The sequence below is a fragment of the Pontibacter sp. 13R65 genome, assembly GCF_047525655.1.
Classification (GTDB): domain Bacteria; phylum Bacteroidota; class Bacteroidia; order Cytophagales; family Hymenobacteraceae; genus Pontibacter.
Window position 1 is genome coordinate 264,142 of record NZ_JBLIQL010000001.1, and the last position, 26,843, is coordinate 290,984.

General features: G+C 47.4%; 21 protein-coding genes. 8 read left to right on the top strand and 13 right to left on the bottom strand.

The window, feature by feature from the left end:
- Positions 1–39 precede the first annotated feature (39 nt).
- The 6 genes from ACMA1I_RS01170 to ACMA1I_RS01195 form a co-directional block, all read right to left on the bottom strand.
- Entirely contained in the window at positions 40–1,242 is a 1,203-nt protein-coding gene (locus ACMA1I_RS01170) for an alpha/beta hydrolase family protein (protein WP_337066397.1), read from the bottom strand.
- A gap of 117 nt (positions 1,243–1,359) precedes the next feature.
- A complete protein-coding gene (locus tag ACMA1I_RS01175) occupies positions 1,360–1,569 on the bottom strand; it encodes a hypothetical protein (RefSeq protein ID WP_337066398.1) in 210 nt (69 codons plus the stop codon).
- Positions 1,570–2,037: 468 nt separating this feature from the next.
- On the bottom strand, positions 2,038–3,480 hold the full coding sequence (locus tag ACMA1I_RS01180) for a TolC family protein (protein ID WP_337066399.1): 1,443 nt from the start codon (positions 3,478–3,480) through the stop codon (positions 2,038–2,040).
- Positions 3,481–3,490: 10 nt separating this feature from the next.
- The gene (locus ACMA1I_RS01185; protein WP_337066400.1) at positions 3,491–4,864 is read right to left on the bottom strand and encodes an HlyD family secretion protein; all 1,374 of its coding nucleotides are present in this window, start codon (positions 4,862–4,864) and stop codon (positions 3,491–3,493) included.
- 3 nt (positions 4,865–4,867) lie between these two features.
- A complete protein-coding gene (locus ACMA1I_RS01190; RefSeq protein WP_337066401.1) occupies positions 4,868–6,601 on the bottom strand; it encodes a peptidase domain-containing ABC transporter in 1,734 nt (577 codons plus the stop codon).
- A gap of 9 nt (positions 6,602–6,610) precedes the next feature.
- Positions 6,611–7,306, bottom strand: coding sequence for a TetR/AcrR family transcriptional regulator (locus tag ACMA1I_RS01195; protein WP_337066402.1), 696 nt, complete (start codon positions 7,304–7,306; stop codon positions 6,611–6,613).
- Positions 7,307–7,505: 199 nt separating this feature from the next.
- Here ACMA1I_RS01195 and ACMA1I_RS01200 point away from each other — a divergent pair, with 199 nt between their 5' ends.
- Both ACMA1I_RS01200 and ACMA1I_RS01205 read left to right on the top strand, forming a co-directional pair.
- A complete protein-coding gene (locus tag ACMA1I_RS01200; RefSeq protein WP_337066403.1) occupies positions 7,506–8,249 on the top strand; it encodes an MBL fold metallo-hydrolase in 744 nt (247 codons plus the stop codon).
- 122 nt (positions 8,250–8,371) lie between these two features.
- Complete coding sequence (locus ACMA1I_RS01205; protein WP_337066404.1) at positions 8,372–9,640, top strand: DEAD/DEAH box helicase; 1,269 nt, start codon at positions 8,372–8,374, stop codon at positions 9,638–9,640.
- 291 nt (positions 9,641–9,931) lie between these two features.
- Here the strand turns inward: ACMA1I_RS01205 and ACMA1I_RS01210 are convergent, their stop codons facing one another.
- The 5 genes from ACMA1I_RS01210 to ACMA1I_RS01230 form a co-directional block, all read right to left on the bottom strand.
- The gene (locus ACMA1I_RS01210; RefSeq protein ID WP_337066405.1) at positions 9,932–10,417 is read right to left on the bottom strand and encodes a hypothetical protein; all 486 of its coding nucleotides are present in this window, start codon (positions 10,415–10,417) and stop codon (positions 9,932–9,934) included.
- Between the two features lie 169 nt (positions 10,418–10,586).
- Entirely contained in the window at positions 10,587–11,123 is a 537-nt protein-coding gene (locus tag ACMA1I_RS01215) for a dihydrofolate reductase family protein (protein WP_337066406.1), read from the bottom strand.
- A 129-nt stretch (positions 11,124–11,252) separates the two neighbouring features.
- Entirely contained in the window at positions 11,253–11,687 is a 435-nt protein-coding gene (locus tag ACMA1I_RS01220) for a DUF2059 domain-containing protein (protein WP_337066407.1), read from the bottom strand.
- A gap of 259 nt (positions 11,688–11,946) precedes the next feature.
- Positions 11,947–12,333: a cytochrome c gene (locus ACMA1I_RS01225; RefSeq protein WP_337066408.1), complete on the bottom strand. Its 387-nt coding sequence runs from the start codon at positions 12,331–12,333 to the stop codon at positions 11,947–11,949.
- Positions 12,303–13,772, bottom strand: a complete 1,470-nt coding sequence (locus tag ACMA1I_RS01230; protein WP_337066409.1) for a glucose dehydrogenase — start codon at positions 13,770–13,772, stop codon at positions 12,303–12,305. Before ACMA1I_RS01230 ends, ACMA1I_RS01225 begins: the two co-directional genes overlap by 31 nt.
- 67 nt (positions 13,773–13,839) lie before the next feature.
- Here ACMA1I_RS01230 and ACMA1I_RS01235 point away from each other — a divergent pair, with 67 nt between their 5' ends.
- Both ACMA1I_RS01235 and ACMA1I_RS01240 read left to right on the top strand, forming a co-directional pair.
- A complete protein-coding gene (locus ACMA1I_RS01235) occupies positions 13,840–14,175 on the top strand; it encodes a DUF2752 domain-containing protein (RefSeq protein ID WP_337066410.1) in 336 nt (111 codons plus the stop codon).
- A 9-nt stretch (positions 14,176–14,184) separates the two neighbouring features.
- Positions 14,185–14,535: a TM2 domain-containing protein gene (locus ACMA1I_RS01240; RefSeq protein WP_337066411.1), complete on the top strand. Its 351-nt coding sequence runs from the start codon at positions 14,185–14,187 to the stop codon at positions 14,533–14,535.
- A 116-nt stretch (positions 14,536–14,651) separates the two neighbouring features.
- Here the strand turns inward: ACMA1I_RS01240 and ACMA1I_RS01245 are convergent, their stop codons facing one another.
- Together ACMA1I_RS01245 and ACMA1I_RS01250 are read right to left on the bottom strand one after the other, a co-directional pair.
- Positions 14,652–14,819: a hypothetical protein gene (locus tag ACMA1I_RS01245; RefSeq protein ID WP_337066412.1), complete on the bottom strand. Its 168-nt coding sequence runs from the start codon at positions 14,817–14,819 to the stop codon at positions 14,652–14,654.
- An 82-nt stretch (positions 14,820–14,901) separates the two neighbouring features.
- Positions 14,902–16,866: a M1 family aminopeptidase gene (locus tag ACMA1I_RS01250; RefSeq protein ID WP_337066413.1), complete on the bottom strand. Its 1,965-nt coding sequence runs from the start codon at positions 16,864–16,866 to the stop codon at positions 14,902–14,904.
- A 294-nt stretch (positions 16,867–17,160) separates the two neighbouring features.
- On the opposite strand from ACMA1I_RS01250, the gene ACMA1I_RS01255 reads away from it, so the two are divergent.
- The 4 genes from ACMA1I_RS01255 to ACMA1I_RS01270 all read left to right on the top strand — a co-directional run bounded on the left by ACMA1I_RS01255 (position 17,161) and on the right by ACMA1I_RS01270 (position 26,838).
- Complete coding sequence (locus tag ACMA1I_RS01255; protein WP_337066415.1) at positions 17,161–17,973, top strand: MOSC domain-containing protein; 813 nt, start codon at positions 17,161–17,163, stop codon at positions 17,971–17,973.
- A 254-nt stretch (positions 17,974–18,227) separates the two neighbouring features.
- Entirely contained in the window at positions 18,228–19,901 is a 1,674-nt protein-coding gene (locus ACMA1I_RS01260; RefSeq protein ID WP_337066416.1) for an amidase, read from the top strand.
- 97 nt (positions 19,902–19,998) lie between these two features.
- The gene (locus ACMA1I_RS01265) at positions 19,999–22,389 is read left to right on the top strand and encodes a prolyl oligopeptidase family serine peptidase (protein WP_337066417.1); all 2,391 of its coding nucleotides are present in this window, start codon (positions 19,999–20,001) and stop codon (positions 22,387–22,389) included.
- Positions 22,390–23,595: 1,206 nt separating this feature from the next.
- On the top strand, positions 23,596–26,838 hold the full coding sequence (locus ACMA1I_RS01270) for a SusC/RagA family TonB-linked outer membrane protein (RefSeq protein ID WP_337066418.1): 3,243 nt from the start codon (positions 23,596–23,598) through the stop codon (positions 26,836–26,838).
- Positions 26,839–26,843: the final 5 nt, after the last annotated feature.

Sequence of the window (26,843 nt, forward strand, 5' to 3'; positions counted from 1 at the left end):
CATCCGGAAGGCCTGGGGTGACAGGTTCTGTTTTAGTTACTAGTGCTCTTGTATCCAAGGAATAATTGATTCCAGCATAGGTATAAAGGCGGTGCCGTGCGTGCCACCTTTTATAGGAAAGAATTCTACTTGTTTGGCACCTCTGGCTTTAAAGCCATAAAAGGTGTCTTTTGAATTCTGGAAGGGTACAATATCGTCGGCGGTGCCATGGTAGAGCCTGGTAGGGCTTTGAGGTGTCCAGTTAGTGAGGCTGTTGTCCTGCAATGCCCTTTTGAGGGTTTGCTCCCCGTTTGCTTGCAACAAGCCTTGGTAGAAAGATGGTGTAAACAGCTTTTGGGGGTCGCGCGGCAGTTCACGGTTAATCATACTACCGCTGTTGCTTCCGTTAAACAGGTTCGGCAGCTTTGTCGCATACGGCTCCTGGAACATCTCGGGTAGCGGGCGCTGCCAGTTATTGGTCTGGTTGTAAGCCTGCAGCACGTAGGCCAAGTAGGCAGGATAAGTATACTCTTTACCGGAAGTAATGTCGCCCAGCATAGAGGTTAAGTCATAGCCTCCAGCGCCTGCCGCCGATGCCGTAATTTTCAGGCCATGAGCAGGGTTCGTTTCAATCTCTTTCTGTGCTGCCAGTGTAACATAGCCTCCTTCTGAATAGCCTACCAGAAACAGCTTGTCGTTAGCGGCGATCTGCTGCTCCTCATAAAACTCTTTTGCACCTTTTATCATATCTACTACAGCCAGGGCAGAGTGCTTTTGGTCGTAATAAGGGTGAAACAGGTTCTGGGATTCTCCAAACCCAAGAAAATCGGGAATAAGCGTAATATAGCCAGCTGAGGCAAACAACTCAAACCCGGAAAGACCGGAGAAGTGTGTAGGTGCTTCGTTGTGTGCGAAAATGGTACCGTGTTGCGCACTCAGCACTGGAGCCGGTTCAGCCATGCCAACCGGTACACACACCAGGCCAGAGGCATTAACTTGTTTGCCCTGGTAAGTAGTTTTATACACTAGCTTGTAAACCGATACACCGTACTTTACCTCCTTCTGGTAAGCTGAGTACTGGTGTTTGGGTAACAGCGTTTGCAGGGTGTTCAGTGGAACAGAAAGCAGCAGCGTAGACGACACATAATGAGCAGGCTGCGTATCGGTTGCTACAGGCGCTGGTTCACTGGCTGAGGTGTTGCAGCTTGTAAAAGAGAAAAAGCTACTTATTAGAAAAATATAAAGTGCAAGTATTTTTATCACGTTTCTACAGGTTCAGGTTGTTTGACTGTTTATAACATCCTAGACCCTATAATCGTGCCATTTGCCTGCTGATGCTGCAGAATACTTTTAAGGCATTTTAGCATGCGGCAATCTTGCCTATTTGCTATTTGGAGTGGGCAAAGCAGCAATAAACTTAGCCATGTACAGGTGGAAAAATTCCTGCTTCTGCTGTTTATTCGGTAATAGATCTTTGGAAGGCAGCAGGAGAGGAGGCTGACAAACTTCTTTTAAGGCAATTATGCTATTGTATCTGTACGACTGTTGGCTCCCAAAAAGTACTTCTTCCAGTTTTATTCTTTTTGTCATCCCTTTGGGGTCTTGTGGGTGAGATCCGTAAGCAGTGGCTAATGGCGTTGGAGTCTAAATTCGCATAGTTGCTGTCTCAGCTTTGGTAGCATCGTGGAGCTGTTGCATTGCCAGCTTCCTTGTTCTTTTTGTCTTAATACAAAAGAACCAAAAAAATCAAGACGCGAAATACTCGCTGAACGCTCAGGCAGTTTAGCGTCATTAAGTGCACCTGGCTCAGGTCTTCTCTTCGTAGCCTGCTGCCGCAAAACCTTGTTTTTAGTTAGTTTTAACTGAAATTGTTCTAATTAAATTAATCTTCCAGAGGCTTGAGAAAGGCATACTGCCTTAGGCTTGCTGAACAAAGCATCCCTCTTTTAAGCCATATTTTTTTGGCGGAGCGAGGCTACAGCATTATGCTAATGAAAATGGCCTTCCAGAGCATTTAATGTCCTGAAGTATATTATGACTTTGCTTGTGCGTTGGCCTTTATTGTGTCTGAATTTCGCCAGCTGACCAGTACAAGAGTGTTTTGGCTTTGGCATATTTGGCGCGAAGGGCAAATAATTTAAGCTGGGCCTCCATATATTTTACTTCGCGAGAGTTTACCAGAAACAGAGAACTCTCGCCGCTTTGAAAGCGGGCGACCTCACCCTGGCGCAGTATTTCGGCGTTGGCCACCATTTGCTCCTGCAACCTTATTTGCTCTTCCAGCGACAGCCATTCGTTAAAGGCTGCCAGTAATCCGTTTTCTACTTCGCGCACGGTTTGCACAAATTCCATGCTGTTAACCTGTTGCTTGGCTTTGGTGAGCTGCAGTTTGCCACGCTCCTCCCGTAGAAAAATAGGCAGACTGAAACTCATTCCGAGCTTATAATTTGCATTCATATGCTGACGGTCGAACATGTCGGTGTTTCGGTAGAAGTCATTTTGCAGCACGTTGTACTCCACATTTAGCTTTGGTTTGAGCTTATCGGCGGCAAACTGCTGTTCTATTTGCAACTGTTCTCCCTTCAGGCTGAGTTTGCGCAGGTCGGGGTGATTCACCTTGGCAATTTCAAGCAGTTGGTTCAGGGAATCTTGTGGCAGGGAAGTTAGTTCGCTCCCAGTAAGCGATGGTACTGTGCTTTCCTGTAGCTCCAGGGGTACCTCATTGTCGGCCCAAAGGTGTGTAGCTGCCATTAGGCGGGCATTGTTATAGTTGAGCTGTGCCTGTTGCAGCATTACCTGCCGGTTCTGTACCTCTGTTATCGCCTCTACTGTGTCTATAGCGGCAAGATCTCCTTCCTGCACCCGTGTCCGGACCGCCTTTAACCTAAAATCGGCCAGTTCCAATGCTTCCTCAATCAGCTGTACCTCACGGTAATACTGCAGCCAGTCCCAGTAGTCTTTGGTTACCTGCAGCAGCAGTTTATTTATCAGCTTTACACGGTCGGCCTCTGCAATTTGCTGCATCAGGCGGGCCTGGCGCACAGTGGCACGGCGGGCATCTATAAACAAGCCCTGGCCCAGAGGCACCGAAATGCCGGCAAAACTAAGTCCATCGGGAGGAGTGCTGCTTTCCGGGTTCAGGTAGTTGCCGGTTGTTTGGTCGTAGCCGGCAATAAGCTCAGGCCCGAACCACAGCGGCACACGCAAAGCATTGTTCCAGAGGGTGTAATACTCTTTTCCGCCAAATTCTTTCTTGTAAAGTTTGCTGCTGATAATGGGATCAAAAGCACCACGGGCCATCCGCAGCTCCTGCCGCGCCTGCTCCGTAAGCAAGGCTGCCTGAGAGGCCACCGGGTGATATTGAAGCACCAGCCGGTGGAAGTCCTGCAGCGTAAGCTCCTGTACTGTATCCTGTGCTGCCTGCGCCTGGCTTTTGCCGGCGCTCAAGAGCAGGAAGACCAGAACTGGCAGCCATATCCGTTTAAGAACTATATTTTTCATCTCTGACTTGTTAGTCATATTTTCCATCTGTATCAGAAGACTTCTTGCTTTCGCTGCCTGTAGTACTGGTGTCGCCGGTATAGTCTGCCGGGAAGCTATTGAGCTGACGCCATATTTCGTACCAGATAGGCACTGTGTTTAGCATGGCCCAGCCATATACACCAGACCCTACCCGCAGGGCATCTGGCCAGGGTTCCTGGTCCGGGTCTGGTACTACTAGCATGCGGTATTGGCCGTTGGTGCCGGTGTTATCTAAAACAGCCACAATGCCACCAAAGGTACCAAAACTAGCACCCGGCCAGCCAGAGAATACCAGGGCCGGCCAGCCTTCAAACTGTAACCTGATGTCGTCGCCGGGTTTGATAAGAGGTAGGTCGAGCGCTTTTACATACAGCTCTGCAGCCATTTGTGAGTTATAAGGCATGATGGTGGCAAGAGGCTCTCCTTCTTTTATGGTTTCGCCTATACCTGCTTTAAGGGTTCGCACCACGTTACCATCTTGCGGGGCCACAATGTGGTAGTACTGGCTGCGGACTTGTGTGCTGCTCAGCTCACTTTGCAGTTTGCTTACCTCCGCCAGGGTTCCGTAGAGGTAGGAGCGGGTAGAGCTGAGTTCTGCTTCTGCCTTCGCAATTTTATCGGCATATTCAGCTTGCAGAGAACTTAACTCAGTACGGGCATTTTGCAGCTCGGCACGGGCCGCATCAAATTTGTTTATGCCCGAAAGCAGCTTGGCTTGCGACTCCTGCAGTTTTAACCGCCTCGCCTCCAGTTCGGTAAGCGATTTAAGGCCTTGGTTGTAGAGGGTCTCCTGCCGGGCAAACTGTGCTTCGGCAATGGCCAGGTCGGTGCGTTGGGCTACTACATCCATGCTGTCGCTCTGCAGCTTTAGGCGCGCCTGTTCTACTTTGTTGCGGCCTTTCTGCAAACTAAACACAAGACCTTCACGGAGTGCTTTTATCTGCTCCTGCATGGCCTGCATTTTTGCCTCGGTTGCGGTGGCTGCATCGCGTTTGGCCTCGGTTTGTTCTCCCAGCCTAATAATCAGGTTAGGGTCCATGTATTTTTCTTTTATTTCCGAAATGCTCACAATGGTATCGCCTTTTTTTACAAAGGCGCCTTCCATGATGTGCCATCTCTCTATTCGACCGGCTATGGTCGCTTGCACCGTCTGTGGCCTATCCTGAGGTGTAAGGGCGGTTAGGGTGCCTTCTGAGCGAATGTTCTGGGTCCAGGGCAGAAAGAGACTAGCTACTACAATGACAAATATTGCCCCAATCCAGTAGGTGAGAATACGGCCCTGGCGTGGGGTGTTCACCTGCGACATGGCAGACAGATGCTGGTACTCGGCCTGGTGCTGATCTTTTTTTACTTCTGTGGCCATTGTTTAATAGGTTACGTCTGTAAGTTCTTTCATAATATCGAGTTTGCGCATTTCCTCGAAGCTGCCTGAGGCTACCAGCTTGCCATCCTGCAGCAGCAGGGTGCGGTGGCAGAGCTGCATCACATCTTTGTCGTTAGATACCATTATTATGGTCCAGTCGAATTCAGCGCTAGTGAGTAGCCGCAGGAAGTGCATTTTATCTGCTTTTGGCATGCCAACCCAAAAATCGTCTATGATGAGCAGGCGTGGACGCTGCACTACGCTGCGTGCCATTACGATTTTGCGGGCTACACTGCCTGGCAAACGCAGGCTTCCTCCTGTTAAGGTGGTATGGAGCCCATCAGGGAGCGAATGCACAAAAGGCGACAGCCCGGAAAGCTCAATCGACCAGAGCACATCTTCCAGCGGCAGGTCCCGGCCCAGAGTAATGTTTTCGAGCAATGTGCCATCAAACACCTGCTCCTTAGACATGTTATCGCCAATAAGGCTACGCAAATTGCCTATGTGCAAATCGCGCAACGAAACATTGTTATAAGCAATACTACCTTTGTAAGAGGGGTACAGCCCCAGGATAAGGCTTACCAAAGTGCTCTTACCAGAGCTATTGTAGCCTGAAAGACAAATATGTTCCGATGAGTTTACCTCGAAACTAACATTGTCTATCACATTTTTTCCGGAATTTGGAAATCTGTAGGTCAGGTTGTCTATTTTTAATTTAAAGCCTCCGGACAGTGGCATGTCGCTTAGCTTGAGTCCTTTTGGCTCCTCCAGGGGCAGATCTGTTACTTGGCCAAGTTTATCGAGGCTTGTTAGTACATCATATACTGTATCGAGCTTAATGATTAATTTTTCTACCGCTGTCATAATCAAAATGATTACGATTTCAGAAGCTACAAACTGCCCTATGTTGATTTCCCGTTGCACCACCAGTATACAACCTAGTGTCAACAAGCCGCCGGTTATAAATGTTTTAAAACCCACAAAGCTGAAGTACTGCGTCATGAGCACACTAAAGTGCTCTTTCCGCACTTTCAGGTAACTGTTTACATAGCCATTGGTGCGCTCCATAGGCAGGTTGGTGTGGCCTACTAGTTTAAAGGTACTCATGGAGCGGGCCAGCTCCTCGAGCCAGGCGGCAGTTTTGTATTTGTACTTAGATTCTATAATGCTGGTCTCAACACCTTTATCGCCTGTCCACCAGATGATGGCGACAAGCGTTATGATCAGAATAAAGCCCAGAAAAATAAAGTAGGGGTGGTAGAGCGAAAGCAGAATAAGGCCAAATACAATCTGAATAGCCGCAGTCGAGAAATCTGTGAGGATTTTGGCCAGGCCTTTCTGCAGGGTTACTACATCAAAAAAACGGTTGATCAGCTCTGGTGGGTAATATTTGTATAAAGCTTCCGGTTGTATACGCGGAATACGAAAAGCAAAGTCGAAGGCGGTGCGTGCAAATAATCGTTGCTGAATGTACTCTACCAGCCATAGCTGCATTACCTGTAAGCCTCCTACAATCAGTAAGGCAACTACAATAAGCGCGATGAGCACTACTACTGAAACCGAAATTTGACCACTAGACACAAAGCCAATGATGCTCTGAATGCCAAGAGGGAGCGAGAGGCTGATAAGTCCAGCCGCCATAGCATACACATACAAGTAAATAATCTCTCTTTTCTCAAGAGATAACAAGTTCAGGAAGCGTTTTATTGGCCTAATGCCTTTTTTGTTGCTGCTCATCTTATTTTGTTAGTTAACCTTAGGTGGTTCAATAGCAGAAAAAACAAGGTGTTTCAGAAACACCGAAGTTTCGCCTTCTATATGCTTTGCTCCGCAAATTTCGGTGAGGGAAGGCAGGTGGTGAGCAAAAAATATTTGCTGGTGAGCCGCCTCTAATACCGTGCTCATAAGCGCGTGCGGGTAAGGATAGCCAGGATTAATGTCCTGTACCATGTGTGCCAGCCGGTCGCAGAGCCGTTTAAACTCCAAAAAGTAGCCTTCCTTGTTTTCCGTGTCAACTTCTTTGGTATGATAAACTTTTGTTGATTCGGCTGTTACGATGCGGTAAAGCATACGCTCGTCTATATAATCTACAGATGGATCGTCTGCTCTTCCTGCCGTAGTGAGTGCCACCATGGCACGGGTCAGGCGCTCGCGCGGGTCGTCGATGTTCTGTATCCGAAAGGTAACGCTGTAGTTGAGCCAGGCCCAGTACCACGACACCAGGTATACCAGCAGTTTATGCTTGTTTTCAAAGTATCGGTATACAGAAGCCTCCGTAGATCCTATCTCAGCTGCCAGCTTTCTGAAGGTAAAGTGCTCAAACCCGAGTTCATCTATCAGCCTTACACTCTCACTAACAATTTTCCGACCTAACTCGGTACTCTCCGGCTCCCGCAGATAAGATTTGTGTGTTAGCTTAATATTGATGCTTGTTGTTGTCATGCTGCTTTAAAGCAAAGCCATTCTATTATTTCTGGATGCAAAGATAATAAAGTTGTTATTTGTAATAGTAATGCTATCATAAAAGTTTCACTAACTATCAAAAAAACTTTTTAATGCTTATTTAAGTGATTATTTCGTATAAATATGGTATGAATTTTATATTTAATTTGCTTATTCTTTAGCTTAAAATACAGCCGCCATGACAACCATAACAGAAATTGCCCCGGATGTTTACAGGATCAGTGTATTTGTACCTGATTACAACATGCAGTTTAACCACTTCTTAATTAAAGATGAGGAGCCTATGCTATACCACGCTGGTATGCGCATGATGTTCCCGCTGCTGCAGGAGGCGGTGGCGCGGCTAATAAAGCCAGAGCAATTGCGCTGGGTAGGCTTTAGCCATTTTGAAGTAGATGAGTGCGGCGCTTTAAACGATTGGCTGGAGGTTGCTCCCCATGCACAGGCCGTTTGCAGTGAAATTGGCGCTTTGGTGAATATGAGCGATTTTGCCATTAGACCGGCCAGGGGCCTGAGCAGGGCTGATGTGCTGGAAACGGGCCGTTATCGCTACCGGTTTATTCCTACTCCTCATCTACCACATGGTTGGGATGCCGGTGTGCTCTTCGAAGAGAAGTCAAAAACCCTTTTCTGTTCCGACCTTTTTCACCAGGATGGTAACGGGGTGGCTTTAACTGAGCACGACATTCTGGGAGAGGTGCGCGCCTCGTTGCGGGCCGGACAATCTTCTCCCTTACCAGATTATATGCCGTATACCTTTAAAACCAAAACCATGCTGGCTGAACTGGCCAGCCTGCAACCCGATACATTGGCCATTATGCATGGCTCTTCTTTTAAAGGCCAGTGCAAACAAGCCTTGCTGGACCTAGATAACATAATGAAAGAAGAGCTCGGGGAAGAAAGAATGGAGGCGAAGAGCTAGGGTGCTGTGTGGAGCAGGCGGCAAAACGCAGCAGATGCCAAAAAGAAGCATTACCTTTGTAACCTGCCACTGCCTATGGTACTATATTATAAAGGCAGCAGCCACGCATAAACACCGTTACCATGAAGTTTGAAGACTACCACATCTCCGATGAAATAAAGAAAAGCCTGAGCAAACTGGGCTTCGTAAAGCCAACAGATATTCAGTTTAAAGCTATACCGCCCATTATGCGCGGAGAAGATGTGCTGGCTATTGCCCAAACCGGCACCGGTAAAACCGCTGCCTTTGCCATACCCGTGCTCGACTTGTTGCAGTACGACAAAAACAGGCGGCGCGAAGACGGTATAAAATGCGTGGTAATGGTGCCCACCCGCGAGCTGGCATTGCAGATAACAGAAGTCTTCAATCAAATTGGGCGGCATACCCGCGTAAAAACATTTTGTGTATTTGGCGGGGTAGAGCAGGGGCCGCAAATAGAGAAGCTGGAAGCTGGCATAGATGTGCTGGTGGCCACACCTGGCCGCCTTTTCGACCTGGTAAGCCAGGGCCATATTCGATTGCACCGCGTGGAAATTCTGGTGCTCGACGAGGCTGATCACATGCTCGACCTTGGCTTTATTAAAGACATTCGCCAACTGATAACCAAACTGCCGCGCAAGCGCCAAACGCTGTTTTTCTCGGCTACCATTAACGAAACTATTAAGGAGCTGGCTTATTCGCTCGTTAACAAGCCGGTGCGTATTCAGATATCTCCTAAAGATCCTGTGTCTAAAAATGTAGACCACTCTGTGATGTATGTGGAGATGGATGACAAGCGGTTTTTTCTGGAGCGCATCGTAAAAGAAAATCCCGAAAAGAAGATTTTGGTGTTTGTGCGTACCAAAGTGCGGGCCGAGCGCGTGCTAAAGGCTATGGAGCGGGTAGAAATTACCAGCATGACCATCCACGGCGACAAAGAGCAGAAAGATCGCCAGAATGCTATGAAGCAGTTTAAGAAAGGCGACGTAAAGCTTTTGATAGCCACAGACGTGAGTGCACGCGGTATTGATATACCTAACGTGGATTATGTGGTAAACTACGACCTGCCAGATCAGCCGGAGAGCTATGTGCACCGGGTAGGCCGCACAGGCCGTGGCACTCAAAAAGGCATTGCAGTAACCTTCTGCAGCCCGGAGGAAAAGCCGATACTGGATGAGATACAAACCTACCTCACCAAAGACATTAAAGTGCTAGAAGTTAACCGCAACGATTACGAAGCTACCATCGATTTTAGTGCCGCCGCCACCTACGACTGGAAGGGGCTCCTGAAAGAGGCAGAGGAAAAGGAGGCCCTGGCTAAAATAGAGAAATCTAAACGAGCCAAGAAAAAGGCGAAAGGCAAAAAGAAGTAAAGGCAACGCTTCTGATGGCCTAAGCCCTTGAGGCTGAAGTGCTCTTTATGCCTCCGGAAGGCCTAATTCATTAGCAGAATTAAAGTGCTGCTTGTTTAATGGCTAAATTGTTAAAGGGTTGGCATAAAAAGGAGCACGAAGAACTCGTAGCGCACGCAGCTCCTGCGAGTGTCTGGGCAAAGCAGAAACTGAGTAGCAGCCTGAGAAAATCTAGTATCTAGTGTCTAACATCTGTAAAAAACCTCTGGAAGACCAAAATCATTAGAATAATTAGTAGCGATAAGGATTAGGCTATTTGCCGGAGTAGTCTTTAGCCTGCTTCTCCATTAGCCGCTCTATCCAGAAAATCAGGAGCAGGGCTACCAGGTTAATGCCAATAAATTTCTGGCCAGTTTCGGAGCCAATGCTGAACTGGAAAGAGGAGAGCGCCATGCGGAACTTTACTGTCCAGGAGCCCACCATGTCGAGCCCGAAGCCGAGGCGTAAACCTGCTACATATTGAAAGCTGTAGGCACCAAAAGAAAAATAGAGTACCTGCAGCACTTGGTTTACAAGCGAAAGCGTGAGCCCTCGCCTTGGCCGGCGCCACAGCAAAACACCACACAAAATCGAAAAAGCATAGAGCCCGCCTGCAAACAGCGACAGGCGCAGTACAGGAACAGTTAGCACCAGGTCTCCCCGGAAGAGCACCCACAGGGTGAGTAGAATGCCTGCCACACCGCCCACTAGCTGGTAAAGCGCCAGTGCTCTCAACTGATTTTGTGTTTTATTTCGCACTATACCTAATCGTTCAATACTTGTTTAAACAGCAATTAAGCCTCAAAGGTAAAAAAATGCTGAGAGATTAGGCTTATTGTGTATTTATAAATGTCTGGGTAAAGCTGGCAGCACTGTAGTGCTCTGGCTTAGACTGAGGCTGTTTTCCAATAACGTAGTGCAGGCAGGTTTACTTAATGGTGCGGAGGGTCGATTGTACAAAGCCGTTGTCGTAGCAGTGGTTGCTTTCTACCTGCAGTTTCTGTTCCTGCACTCCTTCTGCAAAAAGCGGAATGCCTTTGCCGAGCAATATCGGAATGTAAGTCAGAATAATTTCGTCGAGGAGGCCGGCGTTGAGTACGAGCGTGTTTAGTTGTCCGCCGCCAATTAACCAGATATCTTTGCCGGGTTGCTCTTTTAGCTCCTTTATAAAAGTAATGGCATCGGTGCTTACAAATTTTACGAACTCTGTGTCTTTGTTTTCAGATGATCTCGAAAACACATAGTTGGTTTTGTCGGGGTAAGGGAAAGGCATATCGAATCCTAACACAGCTTTGTAAGTACTGTTGCCCATTAGGGTTGTGTCGATGGTTTCTAGGAAGCTGCTATAGTGAAAGTCTTCGCCGGGTAAGGCAAATTCCGCATCATGAAGCCACTCCACGTTTCCATCCGGGCGGGCAATATAACCATCGAGACTGGCGGCTATATATAAAATAATTTTTCTCATTATTCGGTTTTCATAATTGTTAGGGGTTTGTTAGTATGAACATAGAGATTTGCAGCTGCGCTCGTACCATTGTACCCCATTCTGGGGCCAAAAGCTACAGCACATAAAGCTGGCTGCCTAGGGTGGTTCTTATATTTTGCCTTCTGCCTGCAGCTTTTTTACTACCTTTTCGGCTACCTGCTTGCCCAGTTCCTGCCCCATCTCCATCGACTCTTCCATAATTTGCGGAATAGCGGTAATGGTTTTTTTGCCCACAGGTGTCTGGTAAAATTTTATCAGCTCCTTTACTTCCTCATGGCTATAGTGCTTGTCGTAGATAGGAGCAATGTTGTTCATAATCAGTTCCGTATTAAACTGTTTCTGAAACTCGGTAAAAAACTCTTCCGGTATGTTGGGATTGCTGCTTTTAAGTGCCTGCATATTGGTATTAAGGGCCTGAATGCCCAGTTCTGCGGCTCCGGTAATTTCTAAAAGTCGTTTAATGTCTTTTGCTTTGGCGCTGTCTTGGCCATAGGCGTGGCAGGAGAGCAGGAGCACTACAAGCACAGTAAGAAATGTTTTCATAAAAGCGGATAAAAAAGTTTCATATGATCTGCTTCTGTGCCCGTAGTTGGCATAAAGAACTTATCAAATTAAAACATTTTTTTTATAAAATTTCATGATTTATTTTCTTTATTAAGGCAGGAGAAGCCGAAATAATTTAATAGAAAAATAAAATGAAGTGTGGGGCCAAATCAGGAACAACTGCTTGCGCGAATCTTTTTACTCAACCAAATATACCCTCTCTTGCGCCTGTGAAGGTCAGTTATTAAAGCATTTTAATTTAATTAGATGTAGTGGCTGGCTTTTTAGCTTTCCGGAGCACTTTGAGGTATGCTATAAGGTGGTCCATTTCTTCTTCTGAAATAGTATTCTTTTTAAATGCTGGCATGGAGCCCAACCCTTGGCGGATCTGAAGGCGCATGGCCATGCCGGGGGCAGGTTTGTTGTTAATGGCTGGTCCTAGCCCAGCTTCGCCGCCTGGGTGGCATTTCTGGCAATATGCATGGTACACCACTTCGCCTGCTGCTATAGCCGGCTCCGAAACAGGTACGGGCGCAAAATGGGGCTCGCCTCGTTTGGCAGTGCCACAGGCCAGTACAAATACCAGCAAAACAAGTAAGGCTTGTGCGGCTGCTCTCATGGTTGTGCTGTTCGGGTTATCTTCCATACTACTCCAGTGTTTTGCTGTGGCTCCGGTCCCTGCTTCGTCATTTTCATTATACCAAAATCCACCACGTATAGCGCCTGGCCATCCGGAGAGAACTTGGCTGCTATAGGACGCTCCAGGCCACCGTTGCCCAGCTTTGAGGCAGGTCCGTTTTTCTTGCCTTTGTTTACGGCAAAATCTGACATCACACCTGTGTTCACATCTACACGCACTATTTTATAACCCACTGGTGCCATTACTTTGCCTACATCAGGCGCCATGTCGCCAAATTGTGCTACAAATGCCTGTCCGCCAAAGCCAAAAGAGGCGTTTCTGCAAAAGTCGAAGCCGTTGGAGGAGGAGTGCACACCTAAAGTAGCAGCTGGCGCAGGAGGCTGGTTTGGGTGGTGGGCCAGGAGAGGGGCAGGTGCTTTATCTCCTGGTTTCTCGAACCGCTTGCCGTTAAAGGGCTTGCCACCAGCAAAATCGGGCCAGCCGTACCACCGGCCGGGCTCTATGGCCCAGAGGTAATCGCCGGTGCCCCACACAGGTCGGCTGCCCCTGCTGTCGTAGCTGTTGTCGGTTACAAACAGGGTACCGTTTTGGGCGAAGGCAAGGCCATAGGGGTTTCGTAAGCCCCATGCCACCAGTTCCAGCGGGCCACCCGTTACCGGCAGGCGCATAATGGCACCCGAGCAAGGCAGCTGCCCCTGTACCACCTGACCGGCAGTAGTAGCGGTGCCAAAGGGAACATAAGCGCCGGTAGATGCTTTATCTGAGGCTGCTTCTGTGAGCGGGTTGTCGCTTTCGAAGTTCTGGCCTTTGAGTACAATGTCGGCACAGGGTATATCGTGGAAATCAGGATAGCGCTTTAGCCAGCCATAATGGTAGTTATCGGGGCCGGCTATGGCTGCATTGGTAGCAGTGCCTTGCCCGAAGTAGAGGTACCCATCTGGCCCAATTACCGGGCTGTTGGTATGATGATCGCCACGGCTTGGCAAATTATCTACTAAGGTGCTAAGGCTGCCATCCGGGGATATGCGTAAAATTTTGCCTCCTTCCAGTTCTCCGCCCTCAGCTACGTAGAAGTTGCCGTTATAGAAAGTCACGCCGTTCCAGGGGCCGTTTTTGTCGCCGGTAGCAATCGTTGTGGTTTCGCCGGCAGGGCCGATGCGCAGCAGCCTTGGTGGCAGCCAAACTTCACCGTACGAGTAGCCTGCCTCTAGCACATGCACCTGCCCCTGTTCGTCAGTAGTTACGCTTGTCGGGAAGGTGAGGCCGCTGGCAATGGCTTCGATCCGGTACCCGGCGGGAAGGGCAATGTCGGTGGGTTGTATGATTCTGGTATTGGAGGAGGTGGCACCTTGCCCGCCGCCTGATGAGGGCGAGAGGCGATAGCAGCTTAACAGTAATGCCGGAGATAATAGCAGGAGTAAGCAGCGATGAAATCTGATTTGCATATGACAGCTGAAAAGTATAACTTATACCACTTTAACTACCTTACGATAGCACTTTTTTTAAGTTAACTTGTATCAGCACCTGTTTTCTGCTCCCGATAAACCAGTACTGGCACGCAAACGCTACCTGCTGGAGGCGGTGTGTTGGGTAGCAGGCCTTACAGCGCTGGCATTAACAGATCCTGAGGAAAAGCATTTGTTCAGCTTTTGCCCCATGAGCTGGTTCTGGGAGGGTGGCTGCCTGGGTTGTGGGCTGGGGCATGCCATTGGCTTTTTGTTCAGAGGAATGCTGCTGGCCTCGTGGCAGGCACATCCGTTAGGCATTCCAGCTTTGTTTATGCTTGTTTGGCGCGTTTTCGTTCTCTTAAAAAATTACCTGTTTCTTCGATCTTTCCACCTTACCTAAAATAAAATTATGATTAACATTTTAAACCTGATGCCGGAGCTGGAACCTGATGAACTGGCTTTTATTCAAGGTATTACCCGAAACATGACGGAAGATCAGATAAAGCAGTTCGTGGTTATTTACCGCTCACGCAGAAGAGAGCCGATGTTGATTCTGGCTACCACGCTGGTTGGTTTTTTTGGTGTGGCTGGCATTCAGCGGTTTCTGACAGGGCAAATCGGTATGGGAATCCTGTATTTCTTTACGGCCGGACTATGCTTTGTAGGTACTATCGTAGATTTGATAAACTATAAGCGTTTGGCGTTCGAGTATAACATAAAAGAAGCGCAAAAGGTACAAGCGATGATTGGCGCTTATTAACCTATTTGCCTTTAACAAGCAAAGCCCTTCCAGTTGAATATCGGCTCCGGAAGGGCTTTTTTATTTGAATAATTCAGTTGTGCGGTAGCCGACCGAAATTCATATTCCTCCTTTTGTTATTCTGAAAGGATCTTGTTGGCGAGAGCCATCAGCAAAGGCAATGAGCTTTTTGGTTTAAGTTCGCATAGTTGCTTTAATTGCTGTGACAACAGCTCCAAATCCAAGGCCCCTTCCCCTAATAGTTTAGCGTCAATCTGTGCACTTGGCAAAGGTGTTTGCTTCATAGTCTCCTGCCGCAATAAATTAGTAAAATCAGTTACTGTGCAACTTAGGTTATGATAATTACTCCACAATTTGAAAAGGGAGTTAGCGTACCCGCACAAAGCTGGTGCGGAAGCTTTGGTTGCTGTCGTCCAGCTGCAGCAGGAAGAAGCCGGCGGGTAAATCGGCAATCTGTACCCGTATTTCTGCGTTGCTTTGGAGAGATTGCCGACTCACTAGTCTGCCGGTGCTGTCGTAAATGGTGGCGGAGGTGGGAGCAAACTGCAAATCTGATACAAAGAGGTAGCCCTGGCTAACCGGGTTCGGGTAAACTTTTTGTGTGGTTAGCTGCCCCTCAGGCACCGACAGAGCCAGGTTTCGTTCAATTTTAAGCACTGTCTCCGGAATCCAGCGATTTGGGTCTATCTGAATACCGGTCACTTCGCCTGTTACGGCTATTTTATGCTCCATCAGCGGCTGGTTGTGCGGCAGCCTTACCAACTGGTCGCCGGTGGTGGTGCTGATGAGGTATTCGACATCGAGGTTAAAAAATGGCGTTACTTCAGAACTGCTGCTTTGCTCGGATACCAACAGCAACTGGTCGCCGAGCTGGTTCCACTCCACGGCAAACTGCGGGTGGCCTTCCCCTTTGTACCATTGCTCAAAAAAGTAGCCGAGGTCCATGTCTGCTGTTTCTTCGAGTACGCGTTGCAGATCAGCGGTGGTGGCGGCTGTGTTGCGGTGCTGGGTCTGGTAATTTTGCAGTGCCCGAAAGAACAGTTCGTCGTTGTTAAGCACGTAGCGCAGCAGGTGAACTACAGCCGCACTTTTCTGGTAAGTAAGCCTGTAGTCGAAAATACGGCTTACGATGGTCGTGTCGGGTACAAAAATGCTGCCGCCCGGCTGCTGCAGTACCACATTGTGTGCATTCTGAATCCAGTTGGCAGCCACGGCTGGGTTAAATTGCTGCAAGGCCAAATATTCGGAGTAAGTGGCGAAGCCTTCGTTCAGCCAGATGTCCTGCCAGGTGGCACAGGTTACGTTATCGCCAAACCACTGGTGGGCTAACTCGTGCGCGGTGAGGGTAAAGGTAAAGGTGCTTTGCGTAGTCATGGTCTGGTGCTCCATACCGCCACCCATAGGTGCCATGCTGTGGCCGTATTTCTCGGTGGCGAAGGGGTAAAGTGTAAACAGCTCCGAAAAATACTCCAGAAACGGCACTGTTAAATCTATCTGCGACTTAAAGGCATCTAAGGCACCGCCCCGGTATACATAGTTCAGGATGGGCACAGGAGCTGCGGCCCCTGCAGGGTTCGCGTAAAGCAGGTACTCTTCGTAGTTAGAAACCGCCACCGATATAAGATAATAGGCAATAGGATATTCCGATTTCCACTCGTGGCGTTTGCGGCCGTCGGGCAGGTCGACAACACGGGTAAGCAAACCGTTAGATCCTACTTTGTTGTCGGCGCTGGTGGTGATAAACACATGCACGGAGTCGGCTTTGTCAGTTAGTACTTGCTTGGTAGGCCACCATTCGTAGGCAGAGTAGGGTTCGCTCAGGCTCCATGTTACCTGGTTTCGCCAAACTGGTTCGGTGGCGGAACTAAAGCCGCTACCTATAGCGGCATTACCCACCGGAGCGGTGCCCCGGTAATACACAACAGCTGTAAGCTTATCAGGGGCCGAGACCGGAGTAGCGAGCTTAACCGATACCTCTCCGGCAGAGCGACTGATGCTGGTCTGCCGGCTGCCGTTAACCACCACAGAATCGATCTGGTAAACCTGGTGCAGCTCAAATGCAAAGGTATCTAGGCGAGCGGTGGTGAGGTGGGCAATGGTGGTTACGTTGCCTGCAATGGCCGTGGTGTTTCGCTCCAGCTCCAGATCCAGCTTGTAAAAAGTGACATTATATTGGTTCATGCGCTGTACATGGCCTGGCGCTGCTATGGCTTTGCGTTCTAAGGACCTTATCCGGCCAAGAGAGCAGACTTCGGCATCCTGAGCATGAGCTGGCAGCCAGCAAGCTAGTAGTAGCAGGAACAGAAAAGGAAAGAAGACAAAGTTTTTCATACAGGCAGGGTTTTGTCATTCAAACAGGCTCTCTACGAAGGTGTTAACTGCTGTTACGCAAGTTGGAAGCGAAATGCTGTAGCAGAGTCTTCACTTTTAAATTATTCTAATGAAAACAGCCTTCCGGAGGCAAAATGAGCTGCTAGCAGTTAGGTGCCAGTACTCTGCTTTTGTACTTCGTTGTTAAGTTGCTATGCTCAAGCTTGAGGTAACCGGCAAAAGCATGCAAAGACTAATTTTATTTTCAGGATGCGGCATATTGTGCTAATTTAAGGGTTTGTAACAGAAAAGTGTATGGCGGTATTTACGATTAGCGAAATTAATATTTACCCTATCAAATCATTAGGTGGAGTAAGTCTGCAGCGGGCGCAGGTGGAGGAGCGTGGTTTCCGGCACGACCGGCGTTGGATGCTGATCGATGCCGACAACAACTTTCTGACCCAGCGGCAACATGCGCAGATGGCTTTGCTGCAGGTGGCATTGCAGGAGCAGGGGCTGGAGATAAGCCATAAGCAAGGGCTGTTGGAGCCACTGCTGGTACCGTTTGGGCAAACAGAGGGACCTGCCTTGCAAGTTCAGATCTGGGACGATACCTGCACTGCTTTGGAGGTTAGTGCTGCTGTAAGTGCCTGGTTTACCGAGGCGCTGCAGATGCCTGCCAGGCTCGTGTACATGCCCTCTGACTCGGAGCGGAAAGTAGACCCCAACTATGCGCAGGAGAACGAGATTGTAGGCTTTGCAGATGGTTACCCGTTTCTGCTAATCGGGCAAGCCTCGCTCAACGACCTCAACAGCCGTTTGCAGGAGCCTGTACCCATGAACAGGTTCAGGCCGAATCTGGTCTTTACGGGTGCTGCCCCTTTTGCCGAAGATGAGTTCGATAGCTTTAAGATCGGCCAAATCAGTTTCAGAGTATCCAAGCCATGCGCCCGCTGCATTGTAACTACCATAGACCAGGCCTCTGCCGAAAAAGGTGCGGAGCCCCTGAAAACGCTGGCCACTTACCGGGTTATAAATAAAAAGGTAATGTTTGGTCAGAACCTGGTGCACGAGGGAGCAGGCGAACTGCAGCTAGGCGATGAACTTGTTGTAGAGAAGTGGAAATAAGCTGCACTGCTGTAAGGAGGGTGATCGCTCTTAGAAAACACTATATTAAACATTTTGCTTGTAAGGGAGTTTTTTCAGATATTGAAATTTAGATTTCTTTCAGCTTTCTGACAGCCCTTAACAATTGTACTTGTTACATAAAGGAGGAACCGTAATGCGGGAGAAGCCGAAGGCTCAACAGGCATCATGCCTTTAATAGGTGAAAACTGCTCCGGAAGGCCTTTTTTATTAGAATAATTGTGAGGGCTCATTTCATGAATAAAAAATTACTTCATTTCCTGATAGGTGCAGGCTGTTTTGCATCGGGTGCCTTTGCCATGAAGACAGCGGAAGATGCAAAGCTTACTGTAAGCATGCTTCAAAGTGCACAGCAGCTGATCGGCCTTCGGTTTACCGATGCAAAACTCGACACGGCTATTTCGGATTTGGAAGACTACAAACAGGGGTATGAGCGAATCAGGCAGCAACCGCTGACAAACGATGTGGCCCCCGCCCTCATCTTTAATCCTTTGCCAGTAGGGTTCACCTTCGATCAGAAAAAAGAAAAGTTTGAAGTTAAAGCGCCCAAAGGTGTAAAGTTGCCCGCTGACAAACAGGAGCTGGCCTTCTACAGCGTGCCGCAGCTGGCAGAACTGATCCGCACAAAGCAGATCTCATCGGTAGAGCTAACCACTTTCTTTCTGCAACGCCTGAAAACCTACGGTCCTACGTTAGAATGCATCACCACCTTAACAGAGGAGCGTGCTTTGCGGCAGGCGCGGTTAGCTGATCAGGAAATCAAAGCTGGTAAGTACAAAGGCATGCTGCATGGCATTCCGTTTGGAGTAAAAGACCTGCTGGCCACCAAAGATTATAAAACCACCTGGGGCGCCATGCCTTACAAGGACCAGCAGCTAGACCTGGATGCCACAGTGGTTCAACGCCTCGAAGCAGCAGGAGGGGTTTTAGTAGCTAAGACCACGCTAGGCGCACTTGCCATGGGTGATGTGTGGTATGGTGGCAAAACCCGTTCTCCCTGGGACATAAAACAAGGCTCGAGCGGCTCTTCAGCAGGATCTGCCTCGGCGGTAGCAGCTGGTTTATTGCCCTATGCCATCGGAACCGAAACATTGGGCTCTATTGTGTCGCCATCTACGGCATGTGGTACTACTGGCCTGCGACCAACATATGGGCGCGTGAGCCGCCACGGAGCCATGGCGCTAAGCTGGTCTATGGATAAAATAGGACCCATTGCCCGTTCTGCTGAAGACTGTGCCATTGTGTTTAATGCCATTTACGGTCCCGATCCTAATGATTTGTCGCTGCACGATGCTCCCTTTAACTACAATGCCAATATTAACCCCAGGAAACTTCGGGTGGGGTACCTGAAAAAAGATTTTGAGCGGGATTATGAGTTCAAGGAAAACGACAGGCAAGTTTTGGAGGTGCTGCGTAAAGCGGGCATAGAGCTGGTGCCGCTGGAGCTGCCAAACATGCCGGCCAGAGACCTGACCATGGCCATTGCCGTAGAAGGAGCTGCCGCCTTTGATGAATTGACCCGCAGTGGCCGCGACAGCCTGTTGGTACAGCAGCATAAAAATGCCTGGCCCAATATATTTCGGGCTGCCAGGTTTGTGCCGGCAGTAGAGTACCTGCAGGCGCAGCGGGTGCGTACCCTCCTAATACAGCAAATGCACGAGCGCCTAAAAGAGGTCGACGTGTATATCAGTCCCTCGTTTAGTGCTAACCTTACCATCACCAATCTTACCGGTCATCCTTGCGTGGTGGTGCCCACGGGCTTCCAGGAAAATGGCATGCCTACCACCATTACGTTTATGGGGCAGCTTTTCGGGGAGGCGAAAGTGCTGGCCCTGGCTAAATTTTTTCAGGACCTAACCCCCCACGAGGAGCAACATCCGGCTCTGGCTTTTAATAAGGTTACCAAGTAAGACTTTTATATATTTGTGTCTGTTGCACATGCCGTACGTGCTGCGGCCACAGAACTTGCTCCCATACTTTACACCTACATCAGTTCTATTTTACATTATGTTATTAAACAGAATTACCCTTGCCATTGTCTCCTTGCTTTTAATTAACCTAGGTGCAGCGCAGGCACAAGAGGGGCAAATGGCCCTGAGTGTTGAAAAAATCATGCGCGACCCTAAGTGGATGGGGACCTCTCCGAGTAATATCTTTTGGTCGGAAGATGGCCGAAAAATCTACTTCAACTGGAATCCTGAAGGCCACCGCCGAGACTCGCTTTACAGTGTGGCAACCGACGGAAAAAACATACGCAAAGTAAGTGCGCAGGAGAGGCGCAATCTGCCCGCCACCAATGGTCGCTACAACCGGGCAAAGACCAAGAAAGTGTACGAGAAAAATGGCGACATCTTTCTGCTTGACATAAAATCCGGCAAAGTGCAGCAGCTAACAAACACAGTGGAGCACGAAACAAGCCCTTCGTTTAGTTTTGATGAGCAAAAAGTAGTGTTTCTGAAAGAGAACAACATGTATGCGTGGCAGCTTCAGAATGGCCAGCTAACACAGCTCACTGACTTTCGGAAAGGTAAAAAACCAGCCGACGGTGAAAGTAAAGACTCTCAGAAGAAATTCCTCCGTGAGCAGCAACTGGAGCTGTTCCAAATAGTGCGCGAACGCGATGCCGACAAAAAAGCGACGGAGAAGCAGGCAAAGTTAGATAATCCTAAACGTCCGAAGGAAATTTACATAGAGGAAAAAACCGTAAACAACATCGTTTTAAGTCCGGACGAGCGGTATATCACCTATCGCCTGGTTAAGCGGCCTGCAGATGCCAAAGTCGCCATTGTGCCAGACTTTGTAACAGCCTCCGGCTATACCGAAGATATTAATACCCGCACCAAAGTGGGCGATGCACAAGTGGCGTCTGAGTTCTTTATCTACGATAATACGCGCGACACAACTTTTGCGGTGCTGATGCATAACGTAGCCGGAATAGATGAGCAGCCTGCTTACCTGAAGGAGCAGAAAGGAACTGCAACAGAAGACGCAGGCAAAGGAGTTAAGCCAGCCATTCGTGCCACAACCTTATATGGCCCTTACTGGTCTGATAACGGCAAAAATGCCGTGGTAATAGCTCGTTCTGCTGATAACAAAGACCGCTGGATTCTTTCGCTCGATCCTGCTACCGGCAAGCTAGGCTTACTGGATCGCCAACACGATGAGGCTTGGATAGGAGGTCCTGGTATAAGCTACGGCCCTGGCGATATTGGCTGGTTTCCCGACAATAAGCACATTTGGTTTATTTCCGAAGAAAGTGGCTATGCTCATTTATATAAATGTGATACCCAATCTGGCAAAAAGCAGGCCTTAACCAGTGGCAAGTTCGAAGTTTCTAACGTATCACTTTCGCGTGATAAAAAGAGCTGGTACTTTATTGCCAACAAAGTTCATCCTGGGGAGCAGCACTTTTACCGTATGCCGTTGCAGGGAGGAGAAATGCTGCAACTTACTACCATGCCTGGTTCCCACGAAGTAACCCTTTCGCCAGATGAGAAGACACTAGCAGTACGGTACTCCTATACCAATAAACCTTGGGAACTTTACCTACAGGACAACAGGAAGAATGCCACTGCGCGGCAGATAACAGCATCATTATCAGAAGAGTTTAAATCCTACAACTGGCGCGATCCGGAAGTAATTGCTTTTAAAGCACGTGATGGAGCTGATGTTCATGCCCGGGTATATAAGCCAGCCACAGCTCAGGCTAATGGACCTGCCGTAATTTTTGTGCATGGTGCGGGCTATCTGCAAAATGCGCACAAGTGGTGGAGCTCCTACTTCAGGGAGTACATGTTCCATAACTTTCTGGTGGACCAGGGATACACAGTCTTAGACATCGATTACAGGGGCAGCGCCGGCTATGGCCGTGATGTGCGTACAGGTATCTACCAGTTTATGGGCGGAAAAGACTTAACGGATCATATAGATGGAGCCAAGCACCTGGTTGAAAAATATCAGGTAGATCCAAAACGTATTGGAATTTACGGTGGCTCCTATGGTGGCTTTATTACACTTATGGCTATGTTTACAGAGCCAGATGTATTTGCAGCAGGGGCTGCGTTACGTTCTGTTACAGACTGGGCCCATTACAACCACGGCTATACTTCCAATATTCTGAACACACCGCAAACCGATAGCCTGGCCTATGCCAAGAGCTCGCCCATTTATTATGCAGATGGATTGAAGGGAGCATTGCTCATGTGCCATGGCATGGTAGATACCAACGTACATTTTCAGGACATTGTACGGCTCTCGCAACGGCTCATTGAGTTGGGTAAAGATAATTGGGAACTGGCGGTTTACCCTATAGAAGATCATGGATTTACGGAGCCAGCCAGCTGGACAGATGAGTACAAACGTATTTATAAGTTGTTTAAACAACATTTAATGCCATAACAGTAGTTGTATATTGCTATGTTTAATTAGAGGTTTATGCACATCATTAAAATTTGTGCAAAATTATTTAGAGGGCAACCTCATGCTTAAGTGAAACAACTTCTTCCTGAAAATGCAATTTTTGCAATAATATGTCTGCTTAGATGCTCTTATTTGCAAATAATAAATTTTTGGGGAGAAGTTTTTTTCTGCTAAATATTAAGCAGAGGTAACCTGAGAATATTTTTCCCGTAAAGCTAATATCCATCCCGTTATTTTGCCTTTTTTTAGTCCTATAAAGGCTATAAGGATTAGGAGAGATGCTTCTTTCATTACTTATATAATAAGTGTTATTTATTTTTTAAAAAGAATGTTAAAATTGACCCCGCGGCTTTTATGCTTTTGATGTCAAGTTTTACAACAGAATCATATTGAAAGTAAGTAGATAGAATCTTTTAGTTAACGATTAAACAGTATTTTTCTGAATAATGTAATATTTGCAATAATTTTTTTATGAAAATCTTGGTTTTGTTGCGAGTTCATTAATTCAAGAAATACTGAATATCAATCAATATTCTTTGTGTAGTTATAATTAAAATTATTTAACTATGAAACACATGTTACTCTTGGTGAAATTTCCTGGTTTAGAAAACTTCTTTTCTCCTTACTGATCCCATCTACCACAATAAATTGTTTCTTCCAGAGAAAGGATAATTAAATTTTATTACTAAGTATGCTGAGTGAGTAAATCAGCAGTATCCACGTTCGGAAGAACCTGAAAAATAGTGTGGTATACTGCTGATATTTATGCAGTTGCTTACCTATAGATTCTTTTAGAGCTGACTAATATCAGAATAAGAACCTGGCTCCATTCCAACATTGACTTATCCTATCTAAAGGATATTTTCATTATAATACAATAATAAAAAGAAGAGGCATTAATTGAACTAATATCTTAATTTACTACAAGGTATAAACAAAAACTTACTTTAAGCTGGTTTTAAAGTTCATCTGAAGCCTAACCATCAAAAGGTGTATGGGCATTAAAGTCTTTTGTATACTCCTCTGTCAAGCCTCAGCTGTAGCTGCCCATGAGGCTTGTTTATAACTAAATATTTGCATAGTTATATATTTTAATGATTCTCATTATAGTTTTCAGTTTAGTAAAGCTGCTTCTTATCGAACAGCTGTGGTTTCAATCTATTTCTTCATCTAAACAATCGTTAAATGAAAAGAATTTTATGCTTATGCCTTGTGTTGGTGGCTGTGCTGCTGCAGGAGGCAATGGCCCAAAGTAGGACCGTAACTGGTACAGTTACAGATCAAGCTACGAACGTGGGCCTACCAGGAGTTAATGTTCTGGTAAAAGGGACTACTATAGGTACAGCTACGGATATTAACGGCAATTACTCATTAACTGTGCCTGCCGAGGCTACTACACTGGTATTTCGTGCCATTGGCTATACTGCAGTAGAGCGTAGCCTTGGTGTAGCTACCACTATCGACGTTTCTTTAAGCGTGGATGCCACCACGCTGGGAGAAGTAGTAGTAACAGCTTTAGGTATTGAGCGCAACAGGAATGAACTTGCCTACTCTGCGCAGCAGGTTAGTGGTGAGCAAGTTACCCGCGTTAGAAGCTCGGATTTTGTTAGTACACTTTCTGGTAAAGTTGCGGGGCTCGATATCCGCTCAAATAACACCATGGGAGGTTCAACCAACGTTGTGATTCGCGGCTACTCCTCCATTACAGGTAATAACCAGGCGCTTTTCGTGATAGACGGTGTGCCCGTAAGTAATGCGAACACGAACACCAATGCCAAAATAGCGCAGCAAAATCCTCAGTATGGTAATCAGCAGTCTGGTGGCATAGGTACTGACTTTGGAAACGCCGCAGCCGATATTAATCCGGATAACATAGAGTCAATTAACGTGCTAAAGGGTTCAGCGGCAACAGCCTTATACGGTTCTCGTGCAGCAAATGGAGTAATTATGATTACCACCAAGAAAGGCGCAAAAAATAGCCTGAACATTAATATAAACAGTGGTGTTACCTGGAGCCGGATCGACAAAAGCACATTTGCCAGATATCAGAAAGAGTATGGTGCAGGCTATTTCGATGCTTTTCGTACTTCCAGAGATTTAGGAAGTGGGGTTGGTCCTGTGGTGCGTTTTCAGGACGATGCTTCTTACGGACCAGCTTTTGATCCGAGTCTGTTGGTTTACCAGTGGGATGCTATTGACCCCTCTTCTCCTAATTATGGCAAAATGACCCCTTGGGTGGCGGCAGAAAATGATCCTAGCACCTATTATGAGACAGGCGTTAACTCGAACCAAAGTATTGTGTTAAGCGGTGGTGGCGACAAAACAACCTTTAACTTAGGCTATACCCGTAACGACATAAAAGGAAACCTGCCAAACAGCTCTATCGACAAAGACCTGATTAACTTTACCGGAACATATGAAGCTACCAGCAAACTAACCGTAAGTGCATCGGGTAACTACTCCCGTGTTGTGGGTATGGGAAGGTACGGCACAGGCTATAACGGACGTAACCCGAACCAGCAGTTCAGGCAGTGGTGGCAAACCAACGTAGACCTGAAAAAACAGAGAGAGGCTTATTTTAGAAATCGCAGAAATGAGACCTGGAACTGGAATAGCACCAACACAGGCCCTATTTACTCCGACAATCCATACTGGACCCGCTACGAAAACTATTCTAACGACAGCCGCGATAACTTTTATGGCTATGCCTCCGCCACCTATAAGTTCACCGACTGGTTTAGCGTAATGGGTAGAGCTACCTTTAACACCACAGCTGACCAGCAGGAAGAACGTGTGGCCATAGGCTCTGCCGATTTAAGCCAATACACCCGGTTTAACAGAACTTTCAATGAATCGAACTTCGACCTGTTCCTTAACTTTAACAAGAATATATCCGATGACATCAGCTTTACGGGTTTACTCGGTACAAACCTTCGCCGCGACCGTATGGCCTCACTTCGAGCCAGTACAAACGGAGGGCTGGTGGTGCCAGGTTTTTATGCGCTGTCGAACACAGTTAACCCAATAAACCCGCCACTAGAAGAACTGGAAAGAAGGGGTGTTGATGGTGTTTTTGCAAGCGCAAACTTTGGCTTTAAGGAAATGGTGTTCGTAGAATTGGCAGCTCGCCAAGATAAGTCCACAACCTTGCCGCTTAACGATAATACCTATTTCTACCCGGCTGCCGCTGCCAACTTCGTTTTTTCTAATGTATTGAAAACATCTTGGTTGTCGCATGGTAAAATTAGGGCAAACTATGCCGAGGTTGGCAACGATGCACCACCATTGAGCTTATACGATATTTACTCCGCTCAACCAGGTTTTGGTTCTATTCCTATATTTTCGCTCCCAAATATCAAAAACAATCCGGGCTTGTTGCCTGAAAGAAAGAAAAGCTTTGAGGCTGGTTTAGAGGCAGAATTCTTTAATAGCTTATTCGGCTTTGATCTTACTGTTTATAAAGAAAATACAGTAGATCAGATTCTGCCGGTAAGTACATCTGCTGCCAGTGGGTATACCCAGCGATTTGTAAACGCCGGAAATGTAGAAAATAGAGGCATTGAAGTTTCTGCCTTTATATCACCCGTTCAAACTGATAACATTACCTGGACTATGAATCTGAACTTTGCACGCAACAGAAACAAGGTGCTAAGTTTATACGAAGATGTGGAGAATATCCCGTTGGCAACCTTCCAAGGAGGTGTGTCGAGCAACGCTGCTGTGGGGCAGCCTTATGGAGTGCTTAGAGGAAACGATTTTGTTTACATAAACGGACAGAAAGTTGTTAACTCCGACGGGTACTATATGTTATCTAGCCGCGCAGATCTTTTTATTGGCAACCCAAACCCCGACTGGATGGGAGGGTTTAACAACTCACTTAGATTTAAAGGTGTTACGCTTTCCTTCCTGATAGATGTTCGTAAAGGCGGCGATGTGTTTTCGCTGGACCAATGGTACGGCGAGGCAACAGGTTTGTATCCTGAAAGCGCTGGTTTGAATGATAAAGGTAATCCTTCTCGTCTGCCTGTTGAAGAGGGCGGCGGGATTTTGTTACCAGGTGTAAAAGAAGATGGTAGTCCGAACGATATTTATGCTGAAAACCAAGACGGTGACGGACTAACCCCTTTTGGCTACGCCGCCAATAACTATGAAGGCGCGCCTAGAGCAATGTATGTGTACGATGGTAGCTTTGTTAAACTGAGGGAGGTGGCTCTTTCTTATGCCCTGCCACAAAGTGTTGTTAGCAAAATCGGATTTGTAAAGGGTATTGATCTGCAATTGATCGGCCGCAACTTATGGATTATCCATAAAAACATGAAGTATTCTGATCCGGAAGAAGGGTTGAGCTCTGGCAACGTGAGAGGATACCAGAGTGGTGCATATCCAGCTATAAAAACATACGGATTCAATGTTAGATTAAATTTTTAATTGCT